Genomic DNA, 16,254 nt, shown 5'->3' with positions numbered 1-16,254 from the left:
TCCGCCCGCTCTCCGGGCGCTGAGCGGGTCTCAGCGGGGACGGACTGCGGCCGCGGACCGGGCGCGGGCGGTCAGATCCGCCACTGACTCGTGCTGCAGGGCGCCGATCTCTGCGTCGTACTTCTGCTTCACCGCTGTCCCGATCAGAAAGTCAGCGACTGCGGGGTTCTTCGGCAGCAGGGAGCCGTGCAGGTAGCTGCCGATGACGTTGCGGCGCCGGGCCCCCTCGTAGGGATCCTGATCATTGTTGCCCTCGCCGGTGGTCACCGTGGCCAGGGGGCTGACGCCGTCGCCCAGCCACGTCTGCCCTGAGTGGTTCTCATACCCGATGATCCGGCCGAACTCCTCCGACTCGGTGACGATGTTTCCGATCAGCCGGCGGTCCGTGCCGTAGGTGGTCACATCCAGCAGCCCGATCCCAGAGATACGGACGCCGTCCCGGGTCTCGAAGTAATGGCCGAAGAGCTGGTACAGCCCGCAGATCATCAGCATCGGCACATCCGCCTCCGCCATCTCGTGAAGCCGGTCCCCGATGCTCAGCAGGTCATTCTGGATGCGGTCCTGGCCGGAGTCCTGACCGCCGCCGCCGATCAGGATGTCGGCCTCCTCCGGGAACTCGTCGCCCGGATCATAGGAGTGCATGACAGGGGTGTACCCGTACCACTCGAGGCGCCGCTGGATGGTCAGGGCGTTGCCGTAGTCCCCGTAGATGTTCATATCCCGGGGGTACAGCTGGACAACGTTGATCTCGGTGCTCATGCGAAGTCCTCCACCTCGGTGTAGGCCGCCAGGTGCCGGCGGATGGCCAGCATGGCCGTGTAGGTGCAGTAGATGCGCTTGGGGGTCTCCGGATGCCCGGCGACGAACGCCTTCAGCGCGGTGCCCAGATCCGGCTCCGCAGAGCCGACGTGCACGTGGTCGTAGGTCAGCCGCAGCGCCATGTCGTAGGCGCGGACCCCGGAGGTCACCGCGACGCCGTGCTCAGCGAGGACCTCGAAGGAGACGTCCCACAGCCATGACATGTCCCGGCCGTCGGCGTAGTCGTCGTTGATGGCGATCATCGTTGCGGTGCCCGCGTGGGGGAAGCTGGAGAGCCCCAGCCGGAAGCCGGCCGGGTTCTTCACCAGCACCAGGTCCAACGGCTGCCCGTTCACGGTCAGGGACTCCCCGCGGCCGAACGCGGGAGCCACGAGCGCCAGAGATTCGATGAGCCGGCCGGCGTCTGCGTCATCGCCGAGGGCCTGGCGGACCAGGGCGAGGGCGGCGGCGGCGTTGTAGACGTTGTACGCGCCGGTGACCCGCAGCTGGGTGCTGATCCGCTCGCCGCCCACCAGGAAGGTGCCCCCGCCGGGGGTCAGCTCTGAGAGCACCACATCCGCGGGCACCGGGGGAGCGTCCGCGTCCACGCTGGCGTGCTCGGGCGACTCCCGGGCGGCGCTGCCGCTGTCTGCATGAAGATCGTCGTCGGAGGGAAAGTGGTGCTTCACGGCGGGGCCGAGGCCGAAGCAGCTGACGGCCCGCCCGGGGACGGAGTCGGCGATGCGTGCGACTCGGTGGTCCTCCCGGTTGAGGACGATGCCGTCCGTGGTGTGCTCGGCGATGGTGCGCAGCAGTCCGGCGGTGGTGTCGATCTCTCCGAACCGGTCGAGCTGGTCGCGCATCACGTTCAGCAGCAGGGAGTGGTTGGGGCGGACGGCTTTGACGAAGTGCACGGCGTGGGCCTCGTCGAGTTCGAGCACGGCAATGTCCGCGTTGAGCTTTCCGAACGCGTTGACCTCTCCGAGCAGCGAGGCGACGACGCCGCGGGTGAAGTTGGACCCGGACCGGTTGGTCGCCACCCGAAGCCCCTGGCCGCGCAGCAGCTCCACGACCATCTTGGTGGTGGTGGTCTTGCCGTTGGTGCCGGAGACCACGACGACGCCGCGGGGCAGCTGGGAGAGGGTGCGGGCGAGGAAGTCCGGGTCGGCCTTCTCCACCACGAGGCCGGGGAACGCGGAGCCGGAGCCGCCGCGGAACCGGGTGGCCAGGCGGGCGGCGCGGCCAAGCGCGACGGAGGCCAGTGAGCGGGGGTGGGGCAGGCTCACCGGAGGCTACTCCTCGTCGTCCTCGTCGCCGTTGCCATTGTTCCCGTTCCCGTTCCCATTGCCGTTGTTCCCGTTGTTGCCATTGTCATCGTTGCCGTTGCCGTTGCCGTTGCCGTTGCCGTTGTCCTCGTCCGAGTCGTCCTCGTCGGGTTCCTCGTCCTCATCCTCCTCGTCTTCCTCCTCCGGCTCAGGCCAGGACTCTCCGCTGACGGTGTTGAGGGTGACGGTGGCGTCGTTGGGCACGCTGCCGCCGTCGTCGACGGACTGGCCGTTGACTTCGAGTTCGATGACCTGGCCGGCGAAGTAATCGTCCGGCTCGTCAAGGATGACCCAGTTCAGCTCCCAGGAGATGCCGGCGTCGGTGAGGGCGGCCTCCACAGGCTCCCGCCATTCGCCGACCAAGCCGGAAGGCAGCTGAACCTCCCCGGTGGAGACAGTCAGGCTCACACTGGAGCCGGCCTGGACCTCGGTGCCCTCCTCGGGGCTGACGGCGAGGACCTCCTCGGCGGAGGCGGAGGGGTCGTCCTCCTCAGTCACCTCGCCGACTTCCAGGCCCAGGCTCTCCAACTCAGCGGTGACAGTGGCCTCGTCGGAGCCGACCAGTCCCTCCGGGATGGTGACGGACTCGGCGCCCTCAGAGATGTAGAGGGTGACCTGTGAGTCCTCCTCCACCATCTGCCCGGCTTCAGGGTCGGTGCCGATGGCGTGGTCGGCGTCGATCTCCTCGTGCGCCTGGTTCTCGATCTGCGGGCGCAGGGTGGCTTCGGAGAGCTCGTCGAGCGCCTCGGACCGAGTCATGCCTTCGACCTCGGGGACAGCGATCTCCTCAGGGTCGCCGCCGCCCAGCTGAGTGAGCAGATACACGCCGGCGGCGATGAGGCCCACCAGCAGGACCGCGCTGAGGATCGGCAGAAGCAGCCCGCGGCGGCGTCGTCCTTCGCCGTAGCCGTAGTCGGCGTAGTCGTCGATGTCCGGGTCTTCAGGGGTGCGGGCCGAGAGCGCGGGGGCCGAGCTGCCGACGAGGTCGTCGAAGCTGCGGTTGGCCCCGGCCCCTGCTCCGGCGGCCGCGACCGCCGGCATTACGCCGGTGGCGTCGTAGTCGTCCACCGGGATTCCCTGGAGCGCGTTCTGCAGGGCGTGGTGGAACTCGCCGGCGTCCTGGAACCGCAGAACAGGGTCCTTGGCCAGGGACTTGGCCACCACGGACTCCATGGCCGGGGTGACTCGGGCGTTGAACTCGGAGACCGCCGGGGGCTGCTCCTTGACGTGCTGATAGGCGACCGAGACCGGTGATTCGCCCACGAAGGGGGGCCGGTTGGTCAGCAGCTCGAAGAGCAGGCAGCCGGCCGAGTAGAGGTCGCTGCGGTGGTCGACGATCTCTCCGCGGGCCTGTTCCGGGGAGAGGTACTGGGCGGTGCCCACCACCGAGGCGGTCTGGGTCATCGTGTTCGCGGAGTCGGCCACAGCCCGGGCGATTCCGAAGTCCATCACCTTCACCGCGCCGTGGTTGGACACCATCACATTGGAGGGCTTGATGTCCCGGTGGACGATGCCGCGCTCGTGGCTGTAGCCGAGGGCGGCCAGAATCCCGGACATGTATCCGACCGCCTCCACCTCGTCCAGAGGCTTGCCGAGGGCGTGGTCGATCTTCTCCTGCAGGGGTGGGGCGATCGCCTGAGTGGGCTGGTCCTCCTCCGAAGGGATCTGGTCGGAGAGCGCCAGGACATCGTCGGAGTCGCCGGTTCCGCTCTCGTGCGGCGGCGGGGGCGGCGCGGCGGTCTGGTCGGCCTCGGTGTTCGGGCTGCCGTGGAGGATGTGGCGCAGGGTGACCCCCTCCACGTGCTCCATGATGATGAAGGGAGTCTCAACCCCGCCGTTGGAGTCCACCGTGGCCTGGCCGGTGTCATACACGCCGACGATGCTGGGGTGGTTCAGGGAGGCCGAGGACTGGGCCTCACGCTTGAACCGGGTGATGAACTGCGGATCCCGGGCGAGGTCCGGGCGCAGCATCTTCACGGCCACGGGCCTCTGGAGGGAGAGATCGTGGGCACGGTATACGTCGGCCATGCCGCCGCGCCCGATCAGGGTCTCAATGCGGTAGCGGCCGTTGAGCACGCGCTGGTCTGTCTCAGTCATGGATCAACTCAGTGTCGCATATGGGCATCGGGGTCACTCCGACGCATTGGAGCTGGTGGTCAACGTTCCGGTGCCGGCGGTCGTGCCGGTGGTGGGCGCCGTGGCCTCGGCCTCGTCGTCCTCCTCGCCCTGGTCTTCGTCCGGGCTGGGGGAAGGGCTGGTGGGGGTCGGCGAGGGCGAGGTGGGGGTGGGCGACGGCGTCTCGTCGTCGTCATCCTCCTCAACGCTGCCGTTGCCCTGGCCGTCGTCCTGGGCCGGCGGGGGCGCGGGGGCCTGGGTGGTGGGCGCGTCCTGCTGCGGCGGCGCCTGGGTGGTGGGCGCCGGCGGCGGGCCTGCGGAGTATCGGAGGTGGATCACGCTGCCGGGAGGCATCTCGCCGGTGGGGATCACCTGGATGACGGTGCCGGCCGGCTCGTTCGAGGCGGCCTCCTCGGTCTCCACCTCGAACCCCTGGTCTTCGAGGATCGCTGCTGCCTCCTCCACGGGCAGGCCCAGCAGCGCCTCCTGGTCGATGTCGATGAGCTCCGGCTCGGCGGTGACCGTCTCCACCTCGGTGGGCGGCTCGGTGGGCTCGCCGGTGGCCAGCTGCTCGTCGGGGGAGTCTCCCGAGGCGAGCCGGGGCAGGAAGATCGCCGCGGCGAGGGCCAGCAGCACCAGCAGCACGAGGATGGCCGCGGACCACTTCCACCCGGGAGCGTCCCCCTGGACCGGGGAGACGGGCCGTTCGCCGGTCTCAGGCTCGTCGGCGGAGAGGCCGTAGGCGATCCCAGGGCCGGAAGGGTCTTCGGGCTGCTCGGGGGTCCTTGCTGACGGGGCCCCCGCCTGCGCTTCCCCCGGGGAATCGCCCCCTGGAGAGGCGTGGTAGGCGGGGAGGATCTGCGTGTCGACGTCCTCGCCGACGGCGAGGTGGCCGCGCATGGCAGGCACGGCCTCCAGCGCTGCGGTGAGGTCCTGCCGCAGCAGGGCCTCAGCGGCGTCGGCCATCTTGGTTGCGTTGGCGGGCCGCTCCTCGGGCTCCTTGGCGAGCATGGTCATGATGAGCGCGCGGACGGGCTCGGGGATGTTCTCGGGCAGGGACGGGGGCGGCTCGTTGACCTGCTTCAGGGCGATCGCGATCTGCGAGTCCCCGGTGAAGGGACGCTGGCCGATCAGCGCTTCGTAGCCGATGACGCCGAGCGCGTAGATGTCGCTGGAGCCGGTGGCGTGCTGGCCGGTGGCCTGTTCGGGGGAGAGGTACTGGACGGTGCCCATCACCTGGCCGGTGGCGGTCAGCGGGACCTGGTCGGCAAGCCGGGCGATGCCGAAGTCGGTGATCTTCACCCGACGGGTGGGGGTGATCAGCAGGTTGCCGGGCTTCACGTCACGGTGGACGAGGCCCTGGTCGTGGGCGACCTGCAGGGCACGGCCGGTCTGGGCGAGGATCGAGAGGGTCTTCTCCCAGGGGAGAGTCTTGTCCTTCTCCAGGATGAGGCTCAGCGGGCGGCCGGGGACCAGCTCCATCACAAGGTAGCCGGAGCCGGCCTGCTCGCCGTAGTCGTAGATGTCGGCGATGCCGGGGTGGTTCAGCAGCGCGGTGTGCCGGGCCTCAGCGCGGAACCGGCGGAGGAAGGCCTCGTCGCCGGTGTACTCCTCCTTGAGGATCTTGATGGCGACGGTGCGGCCGAGGATCTCGTCGTCGGCCTTCCAGACCTCGCCCATCCCGCCGATGGCGATCCGTTCGGTGAGCTTGTACCGGTCGCCCATGGTGATGCCTACTGCTGGCCTCACTCGCTCATCACCTCCTCAACCATCGACGCGAAGTTCCCGGCGGTCAGTGCGGAGCCGGTGGTGTAGCTGGTGCGCTCGTAGGTGACGGTGATCGCATACTCCGGCTCGTCGGCGGGCGCGAAGCCGGTGATCCAGGAGTGGACCTCATCGGTGCCGTCGATCTCCGCGGTGCCGGTCTTCACGGCGATGTCGTGGCTGGTCTGAGCCGCAGCTGCGGCGCCGGTGCCCGATTCGGCGGTCTCCACCATCATCTCGGCGATGTCGGAGGCGGTGGAGGAGGACATGACATCATTCAACACCTCCGGAGCCGGCTGGGAGAGGATCTGGAGGTCGGAGCCGCGGATTGTGTCGACCATCTGCGGCTGCATCAGGGCCCCGTCGTTGGCGATGGCCGCAGCCGCCATGTTCATCTGCAGCGGGGTTGCGGTGACGTTGTCCTGGCCGATGGAGCTCAGAGCCAAGGGTGCGTCGTGCAGGTCCTCCTCCGGGAAGTTCGACGCGGTGACGTGGTTGGGGATGCGCATCGGCTGGTTGAAGCCGAAGGCCTCGGCGGCCTCCAGCAGCGGGCCGTGTCCCATGTCCATGGCGGCCTCGGCGAAGGGGGTGTTGCAGGAGTTCGCAAAGATCCAGGTCAGCTCGGCCTGCGACTGGGCGCCGCAGCCGCCGTCGCGGAAGTTCTGCAGCGTGTTCTCGGTGTCCGGCAGGTCGATCTCCGGCGGGTTGTCGAGCTCCTCGTCGATCTCGTAGTCGCCGGACTCCAGCATGGCGACGGCGTCGATGAGCTTGAACGTGGAGCCCGGGGCGATGGTCGAGTTCATCGGCCTGAAGCTGTAGGGGTCAACCCCAGCTTCGTCCAGCTGATTCACGTTGGCCGTGTACTGGTCATACGACTGCACGGCCAGGTCGTTGGGGTCGTAGCTGGGCTTCGAGGCCATGGCCCTGACCTCTCCGGTATCCACCTCGGTGACCACGATGGAGCCGCGGGCGTCATCGGGAATGAGGTCGAAGGCGGCCTGCTGCAGGGAGTGGTCGAGGGTCAGCTCCACCTGCGCTCCCTGCAGGGTGTCCCCGGTGAACAGGGAGGTCACACGGTCAAAGAACTGGGAGTCCGACTGTCCGGTCAGGTACTCGTTCTCAGCATTCTCGATACCAGCGGGGGCGCCCTCCTGAACTACGGAGAAGAAGCCGGTGATGCCGGCGTAGAGCTCAGGCTCGTGGTACACCCTCTGGTAGTCGTACACGGAGTTCTCCGACTCCACCGATTCGACGATCGGGGTCCCGTCCACAGTGATGGGTCCACGGGGGGCGCCGGCCTGCTGGATGGTCTGTCGGGCGTTCGTGGGATGTGAGTCGAGATCATCGGTGAGGACCACCTGGATGAGGCTCAGCGCCACCAGCAGCACCATGAACATGGCGACCGAGACGATCCAGGTGTGACGTATGGCGCGGTTCATCGGTCACCTCCGGCGGGCTCGCTCTGACGGGCCGGCTGGGTCTCTCCGGTGTCCTTCCAGGTCAGCGGGTGCTCGGTGCCGGAGGCCCCCTCCCCGGAGGTGTTGACCATTCCTCCGACGACGACGGGCCGGCGCGCGGAGTGGCTGATCAGCAGCATCAGCGCGACGATCAGCCAGTTGGCCAGCAGCGCGGAGCCGCCGGCGGCCAGGAACGGTGAGACCAGGCCGGACATGGGAATGACCCGGGTGATGCCGCCGACGACGACGAACACCTGAAGCACCAGCACCACGGCCAGGCCCACGGCGAGCAGCTTGCCGAAGGAGTCGCGGGTGCCGATGCCGGCGCGCATGTAGCGGCTGAAGAGCAGCAGGTAGAGCACCAGCATCGCGGCCAGGCCGATGAATCCCAGCTCCTCGCCGAAGGCGGCGGGGATCATGTCCGAGTTGGCCAGGGGCGCCATCTGGGGGGAGCCCGAGCCGAGGCCGGTGCCGGACAGCCCGCCGTTGGCCAGGCCGAAGAGTCCCTGGACCACCTGGTGGGAGCCGCCGAACTCGCGTCCGTAGATGTCCGGGTCGAAGGGGTCCAGCCAGATCTGCAGGCGCTGCTGGGCGTGCGGGACGTACATGAAGGCCAGGGCGGCGCCGGCTGCGATGAACCCGCCGCCGATGACGATCCAGGAGATCCGCGAGGTCGCCACGTAGATCACGGCCACAAAGAGGCCGAAGAACATCAGGGCGGTGCCGAGGTCGTTCTGCATGATCAGCACGCCCAGTGCCGCCAGCCAGGCGATGAACAGGGGTGCGAGGTCCCGGGCGCGGGGGAGGCTCAGCGGACCGATCTTCTTGCCGGCGAGCAGGATGAGGTCACGGTTGTTGGCGAGGAACCCGGCGAAGAATATCGCCAGGGTGACTTTGGCGAGCTCACCGGGCTGGAAGGTGGCGATGCCGAGGTTCACCCACACCCGCGCCCCGTTGAGCTCCATGCCGATGCCCGGGAGCATCGGCATCATCAGCAGGATGACGCTGGCCAGCAGGGAGATGTAGGTGACCTGGCGCAGCCGCCGGTGGTCCTTGAGGAACCACATCAGGGCGACGGCGGCGAGCATGGACACGGCGGTCCAGGCCAGCTGCCGGCCGGCGACGTCCTCGTAGTTGGGGGTGAGGTCCAGCCGGTGGATCATCGCGATCCCCAGCCCGTTGAGGGTGACCACGATGGGCAGGATGAACGGGTCGGCGTACCGTGCGCGCAGCCTCAGCACCACGTGGAAGCCCAGGGCCATGGCGGCATACAGTCCGCCGGTCACCCAGTAGAAGGAGTCCAGGGTCTCGTCGAGGGTGATGCCGACGAGCAGCTGGGCGCCGATGCCGATCACCAGCGCGGCGGCCAGCAGCAGCAGCTCTATGTTTCGGCGGGGGCGGTAGGTCTCCGTGGAGGCGGTCATTGCTGGTCACCATCCTCAGTGAGGTCGGCGTCGTCGGCCAGGGCTTCGACGATCTGCTCCGCGTGGCGGCGGTCGTCGGCGGGGATGCCGGACTCCAGGCGGTCCCGCTCGTAGCGGCTCAGCTCATCGATGGGGATTCCGGAGTGTTCGTTGACCTCCGAGAGGCTGATGGGCCCGAGCTCCTGGGAGACCCCGGTGTAGATGGCGACCTCGCCGTCGTCCTCGCCCACGTAGTACTGCTGCTGGGTCCACACGTAGCCGATGAACGCGACCACGGCGACCAGAACGGTCAGCAGCGCGACGAACGTCGGCAGGAACCAGGCGCGGCGTCGGCGCGCCTGGGCGAGGGAGTCGACGTCGTCATCGTCGAGCTCGAGGCCGAAGTCCTCGTCCTCCTGCTCCTGCTCCTGGGAGTCTCCGCCGTCCTCGGTGTCGGTGTCGGCGTCGTCGGCCACCCGGGTCAGCGGGTCCTTGTGGTGGGGGTCGTAGCCGGCGAGCATCTCCGAGTAGGTGTGCCGCACCGGCTTCAGCGGCTGCCCGGAGAGCACGGGGACCGGGTGCTCGTCCACGTTGCGCGGCACCAGCGGGATGGTGCCGGTCTCAGTGGCGGTGGTGGCCGCGCCGACCAGCACGTGGGGGCGGACCCCGATGGTGGAGCGGACCATGGAGGCTGAGAGCGGGGAGAGCTCGGCGTCGTCGTACTCGTGGCCGGTCATGGCCTCCTTGTTGACCACGGGAATGAGGTCCATCTCCATCGTCTGGTGAGGGTTCTCGTCCCATGTGTAGGGGCCCTCCGCGGCGGCGACCGCCTGCTCGGACAGCGGCAGGGAGTCGGAGTCGGCGAGGTCTGCCTCGTCGGCGTCGACCACCTCCAGGGCGACGACGGTGACGTTGTCCGGGGCGCCTCCGTCGAGGGTCAGGTTGGTGAGATCGTCGACGATCTGCTCCAGGGAGAGGGTGGAGCGCAGCTTCTGATCGATCAGCCGGTCGGAGACGATCGCGTTGAGCCCGTCGGAGCAGAGCAGCCAGCGCTCGCCGGCCTCGAGCGGGAAGCTGGTGATGTCCAGCTCGGGGGAGGCGTCGACGTCGCCGAGGACCCTCATCAGCACGTTCTTGTGCGGGTGGTACTCGGCGGCCTCGGGGTTGAGCCGGCCCTCGTCGATGAGCCGCTGGACGAACGTGTGGTCCTTGCTGATCTGCCGGAACCGGCCCTTCTTCAGCCGGTAGGCCCGCGAGTCCCCCACGTGGGCGAACTGAAGGCGGTCCTTGGTGATCAGCAGCGCGGTGATGGTGGTTCCCATCCCCTGCAGCTTCGGGTTGGTCTCCACCAGTTTGGACAGGAACGCGTTGGCGGTCTGGATCTCGTCGGGCAGGACGGTGTCCGGCTCGGAGAACCCTCGGGTGTCCAGGTGGGCGAGGTCCAGCACGGTGGAGGCAGAGGCGACGTCGCCGCCGGCATGGCCGCCCATCCCGTCGGCGACGACGGCGAAGAAACGGCCCGCGTAACCGGAGTCGTCGTTCTTGGAGCGGACGACCCCGTCCTCGGAGCGTGCGGCGAAGCGGAAGACCAGGGCCACTACGTTCTCAGCTCCAGGACGGTCTTGCCGATGCGGATGCGGTCCCCGGGCTCCACGGTGGAGGCGCGGGTGAGCTGCTCATCGCCGAGCCAGGTTCCGTTGGTGGAGCCGAGGTCCTCGATGAACCAGCGGGATCCCTGAGGGAACAGGCGGGCGTGGCGGCCGGAGGAGTAGTCGTCGTCGAGCACCACGGTGCACTCCTGGGCGCGGCCGAGCATGACCGGGGATGAGCCCAGCTCCACCTCGGTGCCCACGTGCGGGCCCTCCGAGACCACGAGCCGGCGGGGCTTGGGCCGGTGGGCGGGCGCCTGGTGCATGGTGGCCTGCTCGCCGCTGCCGGGGCTGCTCCCCTGCGGGGCCGGCGGCTGGGAGGCGGGGCTCCCGGTCCGTGTGCGGGAGCGGCGGGAGACCATCATGTCGCGGCCCTGGGCGGCGATGATGGAGAGGATCAGGATCCACAGCAGCAGCAGCAGGCCGAACTGCAGGACGGTGATGGCGAGTTCGCTCATAGGCTCCTCCGAGTCACCCCAGGCGGAATCGCAGCCGGGCGTTGCCCATGGCGATGGTGGCGGAGTCGTAGAGCTCCGCGTCTCCGGTGGCGGGGGTGAGCGGCTGGCCCTCTACGGAGGACCCGTTGGTGGAGCCGAGGTCACGCGCGTACCAGCGGCCTTCGTGCTCGAAGATCTCCAGGTGCTGCCGGGAGACGCCGGTGTCGGTGATGGTGATGTCCGCTGAGGAGGACCGCCCGATGATGGTGTCCTCGCTGAGAGCGTGGGTGTTCCCGGCGTGCTCGAGGATGGCGCTGGTCTTGGCGGCCTCTGCGCCTGCTTTCGCCATGCTGGTGGGCAGGGCGGCGGTGGCTGCGGGGCCTGCGGCGGCGGCGGGCCGGCCGGATGCCTGGGGGGCGGAGGGCGCTTCGGGGGCGGCCCCGGAGTCGGTGGTGGTCTCGATGCTCATCTGGCCCTTTTTGAGCTCAGTGTTCTTCACGAAGGTGGCCTTCACGGAGCCGAGCAGGGTGTAGTCCTGGGAGTCGGCGTGGCGGATGATCTCTTCGCAGAGCTCCTCGGCCAGGGTGGTGCCGTACTTCTTGGCTTCGCTGAAGTCGGTCTCGGAGAGGCGGATCTTGAAGAGGTTGGGCACCAGGGTGGCGCCGTTGGGTGCATGGGTGGACTCGCGGTCCATATGACGGCGGACGGCGGTGGCGATCTCCACGGGGCCGAGGCTCCCTCCGTGCGGGGAGAAGGCGCTGCGGACAGCCTTCTCGATGCCGCGCTCCAGTGAGTCGAGCAGTCCCACAGCCACCTCCTTTTGGGGTTGAACGTGCGTGTGCCTGTGGGGGAAGGGCACGCCGCACTGCGGGCAGTGTCGCGGGACAGTCTACGTCCCGTGGGTTCGGTAACCCCAGAAGAGCATCAGTTCCGGCTTGACGGTGCCTGGATGGGCTGGTGCGAGATGTCGGCGTCGGCGGCGACCATGCTGAGGCTCCACCGCCGCAGCTCCAGGGCCCCGGAGGGGCGGGGCTTTGGCTCTGGAGAGCTTCTCTGCCGCTCTGTTCCTCCGGCCCAGGCTTCACAGGCTCCATTCATCCAGGTGCACGCAGGGCCCGGTCCTCTGCTGTGCTGGCAGATGACCGGGCCCTGCGGCGTCGTGCTTGAGGGGCTCAGCCCTGGTGGACGAAGGCGGACTCGATGTCCAGGGTGACCTTGTCGCCCACGAGGACGCCGCCGGCCTCGAGCGCTGCGTTCCAGTTCAGGCCGAAGTCCTTGCGGGAGATCACGGCGGAGCCGGAGAAGCCGGCGCGGGTGGCGCCGAACGGGTCCACGGCCTGGCCGCCGAACTCGACCTCGAAGGTGATCTCCTTGGAGACGCCGCGGATGGTCAGCTCGCCGGTCAGGTCGAAGGTCTCACCGGTGGGCTTGACCTCCTTGGCGACGAAGGTCAGCTCGGGGTGCTCCTCGGCGTTGAGGAAGTCCTCACCGCGGACGTGGGCGTCGCGGTCGCCGTTCTTGGAGTTGAAGGAGTCGGCGCGCACGTGCACGTCGACGTCGGAAGTGCCGTCCTCGGCGACCTTCAGGGTGCCGGTGGCCTCCTCGAACACGGCGCGCACCTTGGAGATGCCGGCGTGACGCACGGTCATGCCGATCTCGGAGTGGCCTGCGTCCAGGGTCCAGGTGCCGGGGGTGAGAGTAATTGCCATGATGATCTCCTCAGATCTTTTCTCGGGAACTGCGTGGTCTGCTTGAGGTCCTGCTGCGGGTCTGTGCCGTGCACACCTCGAACGTAGGCAACCAAGCTGGGCACCACCTTATTTCAAATTTGAAGAAGCGTCACCTGTTGGGAGTATTAGGTTGAGGACTGGAGCACCGTCGATGGGGGAGAAGAGTGCCTGAGCTGCCTGAAGTGGAAGTGGTTCGCCGCGGTGTGGAGACGTGGGCGGCCCGGCGCCCGGTTCTTCAGGTCCAGGTGCATGATCCGCGGAGCCTGCGCCGGTATGCGGAGGGCCCGGAGCATTTCCGCCGCGAGCTGGTGGACCGGACGCTGGGAGTCCCGGAGCGACGGGGCAAGTTCCTGTGGATTCCGCTGAATGACCAGTACGGGGCCCCGCTGGAGCAGACGCTGATGATCCATCTGGGCATGAGCGGCCAGGTGCTGGTGGAGGCAGCGGATGCCCCGTTGGAGAAGCACCTCAAGATCACTCTGCACCTGGGCGCGCTGCCGCACTTGGAGGAGCAGGGGGCGGTGGAGGAGGCCCCGGATCAGCTGCGGTTCGTGGATCAGCGGATCTTCGGCGGCATGCAGATCAGCCCCCTTGTTCCTGACCCTGTGCTTACGGAGGGGGCGGGCGACGGCGTGCCTCGGCTGGTGCCGGCGGCCGCCGCACACATCGCCCCGGATCCGCTGGAACCGGTGACCACGGCGGAAAGGTTCTTCCGGACGCTGCGGGGGCGGCGCACAGGGCTGAAGCGGGCCCTGTTGGACCAGGGGATGGTCTCCGGGGTGGGGAACATCTACGCGGATGAGGCGCTGTGGCGGACCCGGCTGCATTATGCCCGCCGCACGGAGACGATCACTCGGGCCCAGGCGTCCCTGCTGCTGTCCAGCCTGCAGGAGGTGATGGGTGATGCGCTCGCCGCGGGCGGCACGAGCTTCGACAGCCTGTACGTGAACGTGAATGGGGCGAGCGGGTACTTCGACCGGTCCCTGCAGTGCTACGGCCAGGCGGGCCGACCCTGCTCACGCTGCGGGACCCCCATCAGCCGTGAGAAGTTCATGAACCGGTCGTCGTACTTCTGCCCAAGGTGCCAGCGGTAAGCGTCGTTGTGCGACGAGTGCTTGTCATGCCGTCTGTACACTACGATGATGACCTACCTCAGCTACAGTGCGTTCCCCACTGCGAATGGTGGCGGCAATCCCGCCGGTGTTGTTCTTGATGCGTCGGCAATGGACGCACATGAGATGCTGGCGCTTGCGTCAGATCTCGGATACTCGGAGACCGCGTTTCTCCGCCCGATTGGTGAGCGTGAGTACTCGATCCGCTACTTCAGCCCGCAGGCAGAGGTCGATTTCTGTGGGCACGCGACCGTTGCGGCATCCGTGGCTTTGGCCGAGGATCGATATGGAGCAGGCGATCTGCTGCTGCGCTCGAACGTCGGAGAGATTCCGGTCGAGGTTGTGGACGGTCCTCACGGGCCGCAGGCGACTCTCACCACGGTCACCCCTGACACTACCGCCCTCGAGGTGTTGTCGGAGCTGTTGGAACTGCTCGGATGGGATGAGGGCGACCTCGATCCTTCCTTGCCTTATGGTGCGGCATTCGGCGGCTTGTGGCATCCGATTCTCTGGGCGGCGTCCCGTGAGCGGCTCGCTGAACTCGAGTACGATTTCGAAGGACTCAAAGATCTCATGCTGCGGAAAGGGTGGGGCACGGTCAGCCTGCTCTTCCGGGAGTCACCGACCTTCATTCACTCGCGCAACGCGTTCCCCGTCGGTGGGGTGATAGAGGATCCTGCGACCGGGGCCGCTGCGGCGGCACTCGGTGGCTTCCTGCGGACGCACGATCTTCTCCCCGCAGACGGTCAATTCACCGTTCTGCAGGGGGAGGACATGGGGCAGCCTTGCCTGCTTGCAGTGGATGCCCGAGGAGATGCAGGGGTGCGGGTTAGCGGCACGGCTCGGCCTATTTCGGGCTGATGGGACATTAGGACATACTTGCGCGGTAAGCCAGTTACAGCGGTGTAGTTGGGCTACTTTGACCGGTCTTTGAACGCCTACGGTCGGGGCGGTGAGCCGTGCGATCGCTGCAGCACCCCGATCTGCCGGGAGAGGTTCATGGGCCGCAGCAGCTACTTCTGCCCCGTCTGCCAGCCGAAGCCGCGGAACCCACGGTGGTAGCCGGATGCAAACGCGGTAGTGGAACGTGTGCAAATAAGGAAATGGCCAGGTCGGAAGCTTGCTCAAGAGGGTCAAAGGGTGTTCAAAAGGTAGCGTAGAAGATGTTCGAAAAGTAGCGTAAAGTGTGTTCAAACGGTAGCGTAGGGGTGTGGAATACCGCCTGAGAAGTATCGATGCCCAGCTTGATGAGCTACTCACCTACGAGTCTGCAGTGGCGATCGACGGTCCGAAGGGCGTCGGAAAGACAGAAACGGCGCGGCGTCGCGCAGGCCATTCCTGGCATCTCGACGATGAGGCTGAACGTGCGGTGGTTCAGGCAGACCCTAAGTTCGAAGGCGCTCCTGCGGGAACCCTCCTCCTGGATGAGTGGCAGCATTACCCGCCTATTTGGGATTCGGTGCGGCGGCGAGTGGATGAGGGGGCGCCACCGGCAAGATTCTTGCTGACGGGGAGCGCGTCGCCTGCTCCGGGGAACGGCACCCATTCAGGAGCAGGTCGGATCACCTCCGTCCGCATGCGACCCATGGCTCTCCACGAACGGGGAGCTGAGGACCCTGCCGTCAGCTTGTCGGAGATGCTGAGGGGCAAGGCTGACCGGCTCAGCGGAGAGTCTGTGCTCAGTGCCTCTGACTACTACACCGCGATTACCCAGAGCGGATTCCCCGGTATCTGCACTTTGCCGCCTCAGGGTGCGCAGCGCCGTCTCGAAGCGTACCTGCGAAGGATCGTGGATAAGGAGATGCCGGACCAGGGGTATGCCGTGCGCCGTCCCGAGACGCTTCGTCGTTGGCTCACGGCGTATGCGGCAGCTTCCTCACAGACCGCTTCGTACTCGAGCATCCTGGATTCCACTACGAGCGGTGATGGTTACCAGCCTGCCAAGACCACGACCATCGCGTACCGGGACCAACTCACGCAGCTGCGGCTCCTGGATCCTGTGCCGGCCTGGAGCCCTGCCCTGAACAGCCCGTTCAAGTGGTTGCAGTTCGCACCGAAGCATCAGTTGGCTGATCCCGGGCTGGCAGCTCACCTCTTGGGGCTGACAGCCCAGGATCTTGGTGGATCTAAGGGCGCCGCAATGGCCGGGCACCTCTTCGAGTCGCTGGCGACCTTGTCTGTGCGGGTGATCGCTGAGGCCATGGATGCTCGCGTTGGGCACTTGAGAACAAAGGCGGGGCGCCAGGAGGTGGATCTCATCGTGGAGGCCTTCGACGGCTCCGTGGTGGGGGTCGAGGTGAAGCTGTCGGCGCACGTCACGGATGAGCATGTGAAGCATCTGCGCTGGTTGCGGGAGCAGATGCCTGACAGGGTTTCGGATGTGATGGTGCTCTACTCGGGGAAGCACGCGTACCGCCGGTCTGACGGGGTAGCGGTTGTCCCCTTGAGTCTCTTGGGTGACTAG

Annotated in this window: 13 protein-coding genes and 2 pseudogenes; 5 read left to right on the top strand and 10 right to left on the bottom strand. The window is 67.5% G+C overall.

The window, feature by feature from the left end; genetic code table 11:
- Window positions 1–30: 30 nt before the first annotated feature.
- From FWJ47_RS02485 to FWJ47_RS02430, 10 genes are all read right to left on the bottom strand, one after another.
- Entirely contained in the window at window positions 31–759 is a 729-nt protein-coding gene (locus tag FWJ47_RS02485; protein WP_147103625.1) for a type 1 glutamine amidotransferase, read from the bottom strand.
- Entirely contained in the window at window positions 756–2,084 is a 1,329-nt protein-coding gene (locus FWJ47_RS02480) for a Mur ligase family protein (RefSeq protein ID WP_246126129.1), read from the bottom strand. The genes FWJ47_RS02485 and FWJ47_RS02480 overlap by 4 nt, the downstream gene beginning before the upstream one ends.
- 6 nt (window positions 2,085–2,090) lie before the next feature.
- Window positions 2,091–4,220, bottom strand: coding sequence for a protein kinase domain-containing protein (locus tag FWJ47_RS12000; RefSeq protein WP_170228443.1), 2,130 nt, complete (start codon window positions 4,218–4,220; stop codon window positions 2,091–2,093).
- Between the two features lie 33 nt (window positions 4,221–4,253).
- Entirely contained in the window at window positions 4,254–5,987 is a 1,734-nt protein-coding gene (locus tag FWJ47_RS02460; RefSeq protein WP_147103622.1) for a protein kinase domain-containing protein, read from the bottom strand.
- Complete coding sequence (locus FWJ47_RS02455) at window positions 5,984–7,441, bottom strand: penicillin-binding transpeptidase domain-containing protein (protein WP_147103619.1); 1,458 nt, start codon at window positions 7,439–7,441, stop codon at window positions 5,984–5,986. The genes FWJ47_RS02460 and FWJ47_RS02455 overlap by 4 nt, the downstream gene beginning before the upstream one ends.
- Entirely contained in the window at window positions 7,438–8,883 is a 1,446-nt protein-coding gene (locus tag FWJ47_RS02450; RefSeq protein WP_147103616.1) for an FtsW/RodA/SpoVE family cell cycle protein, read from the bottom strand. Before FWJ47_RS02450 ends, FWJ47_RS02455 begins: the two co-directional genes overlap by 4 nt.
- Window positions 8,880–10,460, bottom strand: coding sequence for a PP2C family protein-serine/threonine phosphatase (locus tag FWJ47_RS02445; protein WP_147103613.1), 1,581 nt, complete (start codon window positions 10,458–10,460; stop codon window positions 8,880–8,882). The genes FWJ47_RS02450 and FWJ47_RS02445 overlap by 4 nt, the downstream gene beginning before the upstream one ends.
- Window positions 10,460–10,969 carry an FHA domain-containing protein FhaB/FipA gene (locus FWJ47_RS02440; RefSeq protein WP_147103610.1) on the bottom strand — a complete coding sequence of 170 codons (510 nt, stop codon included), beginning with the start codon at window positions 10,967–10,969 and terminating at the stop codon, window positions 10,460–10,462. The genes FWJ47_RS02445 and FWJ47_RS02440 overlap by 1 nt, the downstream gene beginning before the upstream one ends.
- 13 nt (window positions 10,970–10,982) lie before the next feature.
- Window positions 10,983–11,756 carry an FHA domain-containing protein gene (locus tag FWJ47_RS02435; RefSeq protein ID WP_147103607.1) on the bottom strand — a complete coding sequence of 258 codons (774 nt, stop codon included), beginning with the start codon at window positions 11,754–11,756 and terminating at the stop codon, window positions 10,983–10,985.
- A 364-nt stretch (window positions 11,757–12,120) separates the two neighbouring features.
- Window positions 12,121–12,657 carry a YceI family protein gene (locus tag FWJ47_RS02430; RefSeq protein WP_147103604.1) on the bottom strand — a complete coding sequence of 179 codons (537 nt, stop codon included), beginning with the start codon at window positions 12,655–12,657 and terminating at the stop codon, window positions 12,121–12,123.
- A gap of 185 nt (window positions 12,658–12,842) precedes the next feature.
- Here FWJ47_RS02430 and mutM point away from each other — a divergent pair, with 185 nt between their 5' ends.
- The 5 genes and pseudogenes from mutM to FWJ47_RS12210 all read left to right on the top strand — a co-directional run bounded on the left by mutM (window position 12,843) and on the right by FWJ47_RS12210 (window position 16,254).
- Window positions 12,843–13,772 (top strand): bifunctional DNA-formamidopyrimidine glycosylase/DNA-(apurinic or apyrimidinic site) lyase, encoded by a 930-nt coding sequence (mutM, locus tag FWJ47_RS02425; protein WP_147103600.1) that lies wholly within the window; start codon window positions 12,843–12,845, stop codon window positions 13,770–13,772.
- Between the two features lie 48 nt (window positions 13,773–13,820).
- Window positions 13,821–14,651: a PhzF family phenazine biosynthesis protein gene (locus FWJ47_RS02420; protein ID WP_147103597.1), complete on the top strand. Its 831-nt coding sequence runs from the start codon at window positions 13,821–13,823 to the stop codon at window positions 14,649–14,651.
- A 51-nt stretch (window positions 14,652–14,702) separates the two neighbouring features.
- Window positions 14,703–14,852, top strand: a pseudogene (locus FWJ47_RS02415) (zinc finger domain-containing protein); the annotation flags it as partial.
- Window positions 14,853–15,000: 148 nt separating this feature from the next.
- Window positions 15,001–15,378 (top strand): annotated as a pseudogene (locus FWJ47_RS12215) (AAA family ATPase); the annotation flags it as partial.
- Between the two features lie 87 nt (window positions 15,379–15,465).
- Window positions 15,466–16,254, top strand: a complete 789-nt coding sequence (locus tag FWJ47_RS12210; protein ID WP_246126306.1) for an ATP-binding protein — start codon at window positions 15,466–15,468, stop codon at window positions 16,252–16,254.

The sequence above is a fragment of the Nesterenkonia populi genome (assembly GCF_007994735.1).
Lineage (GTDB): Bacteria > Actinomycetota > Actinomycetes > Actinomycetales > Micrococcaceae > Nesterenkonia > Nesterenkonia populi.
This window is presented reverse-complemented; position numbering and strand designations above follow the sequence as displayed.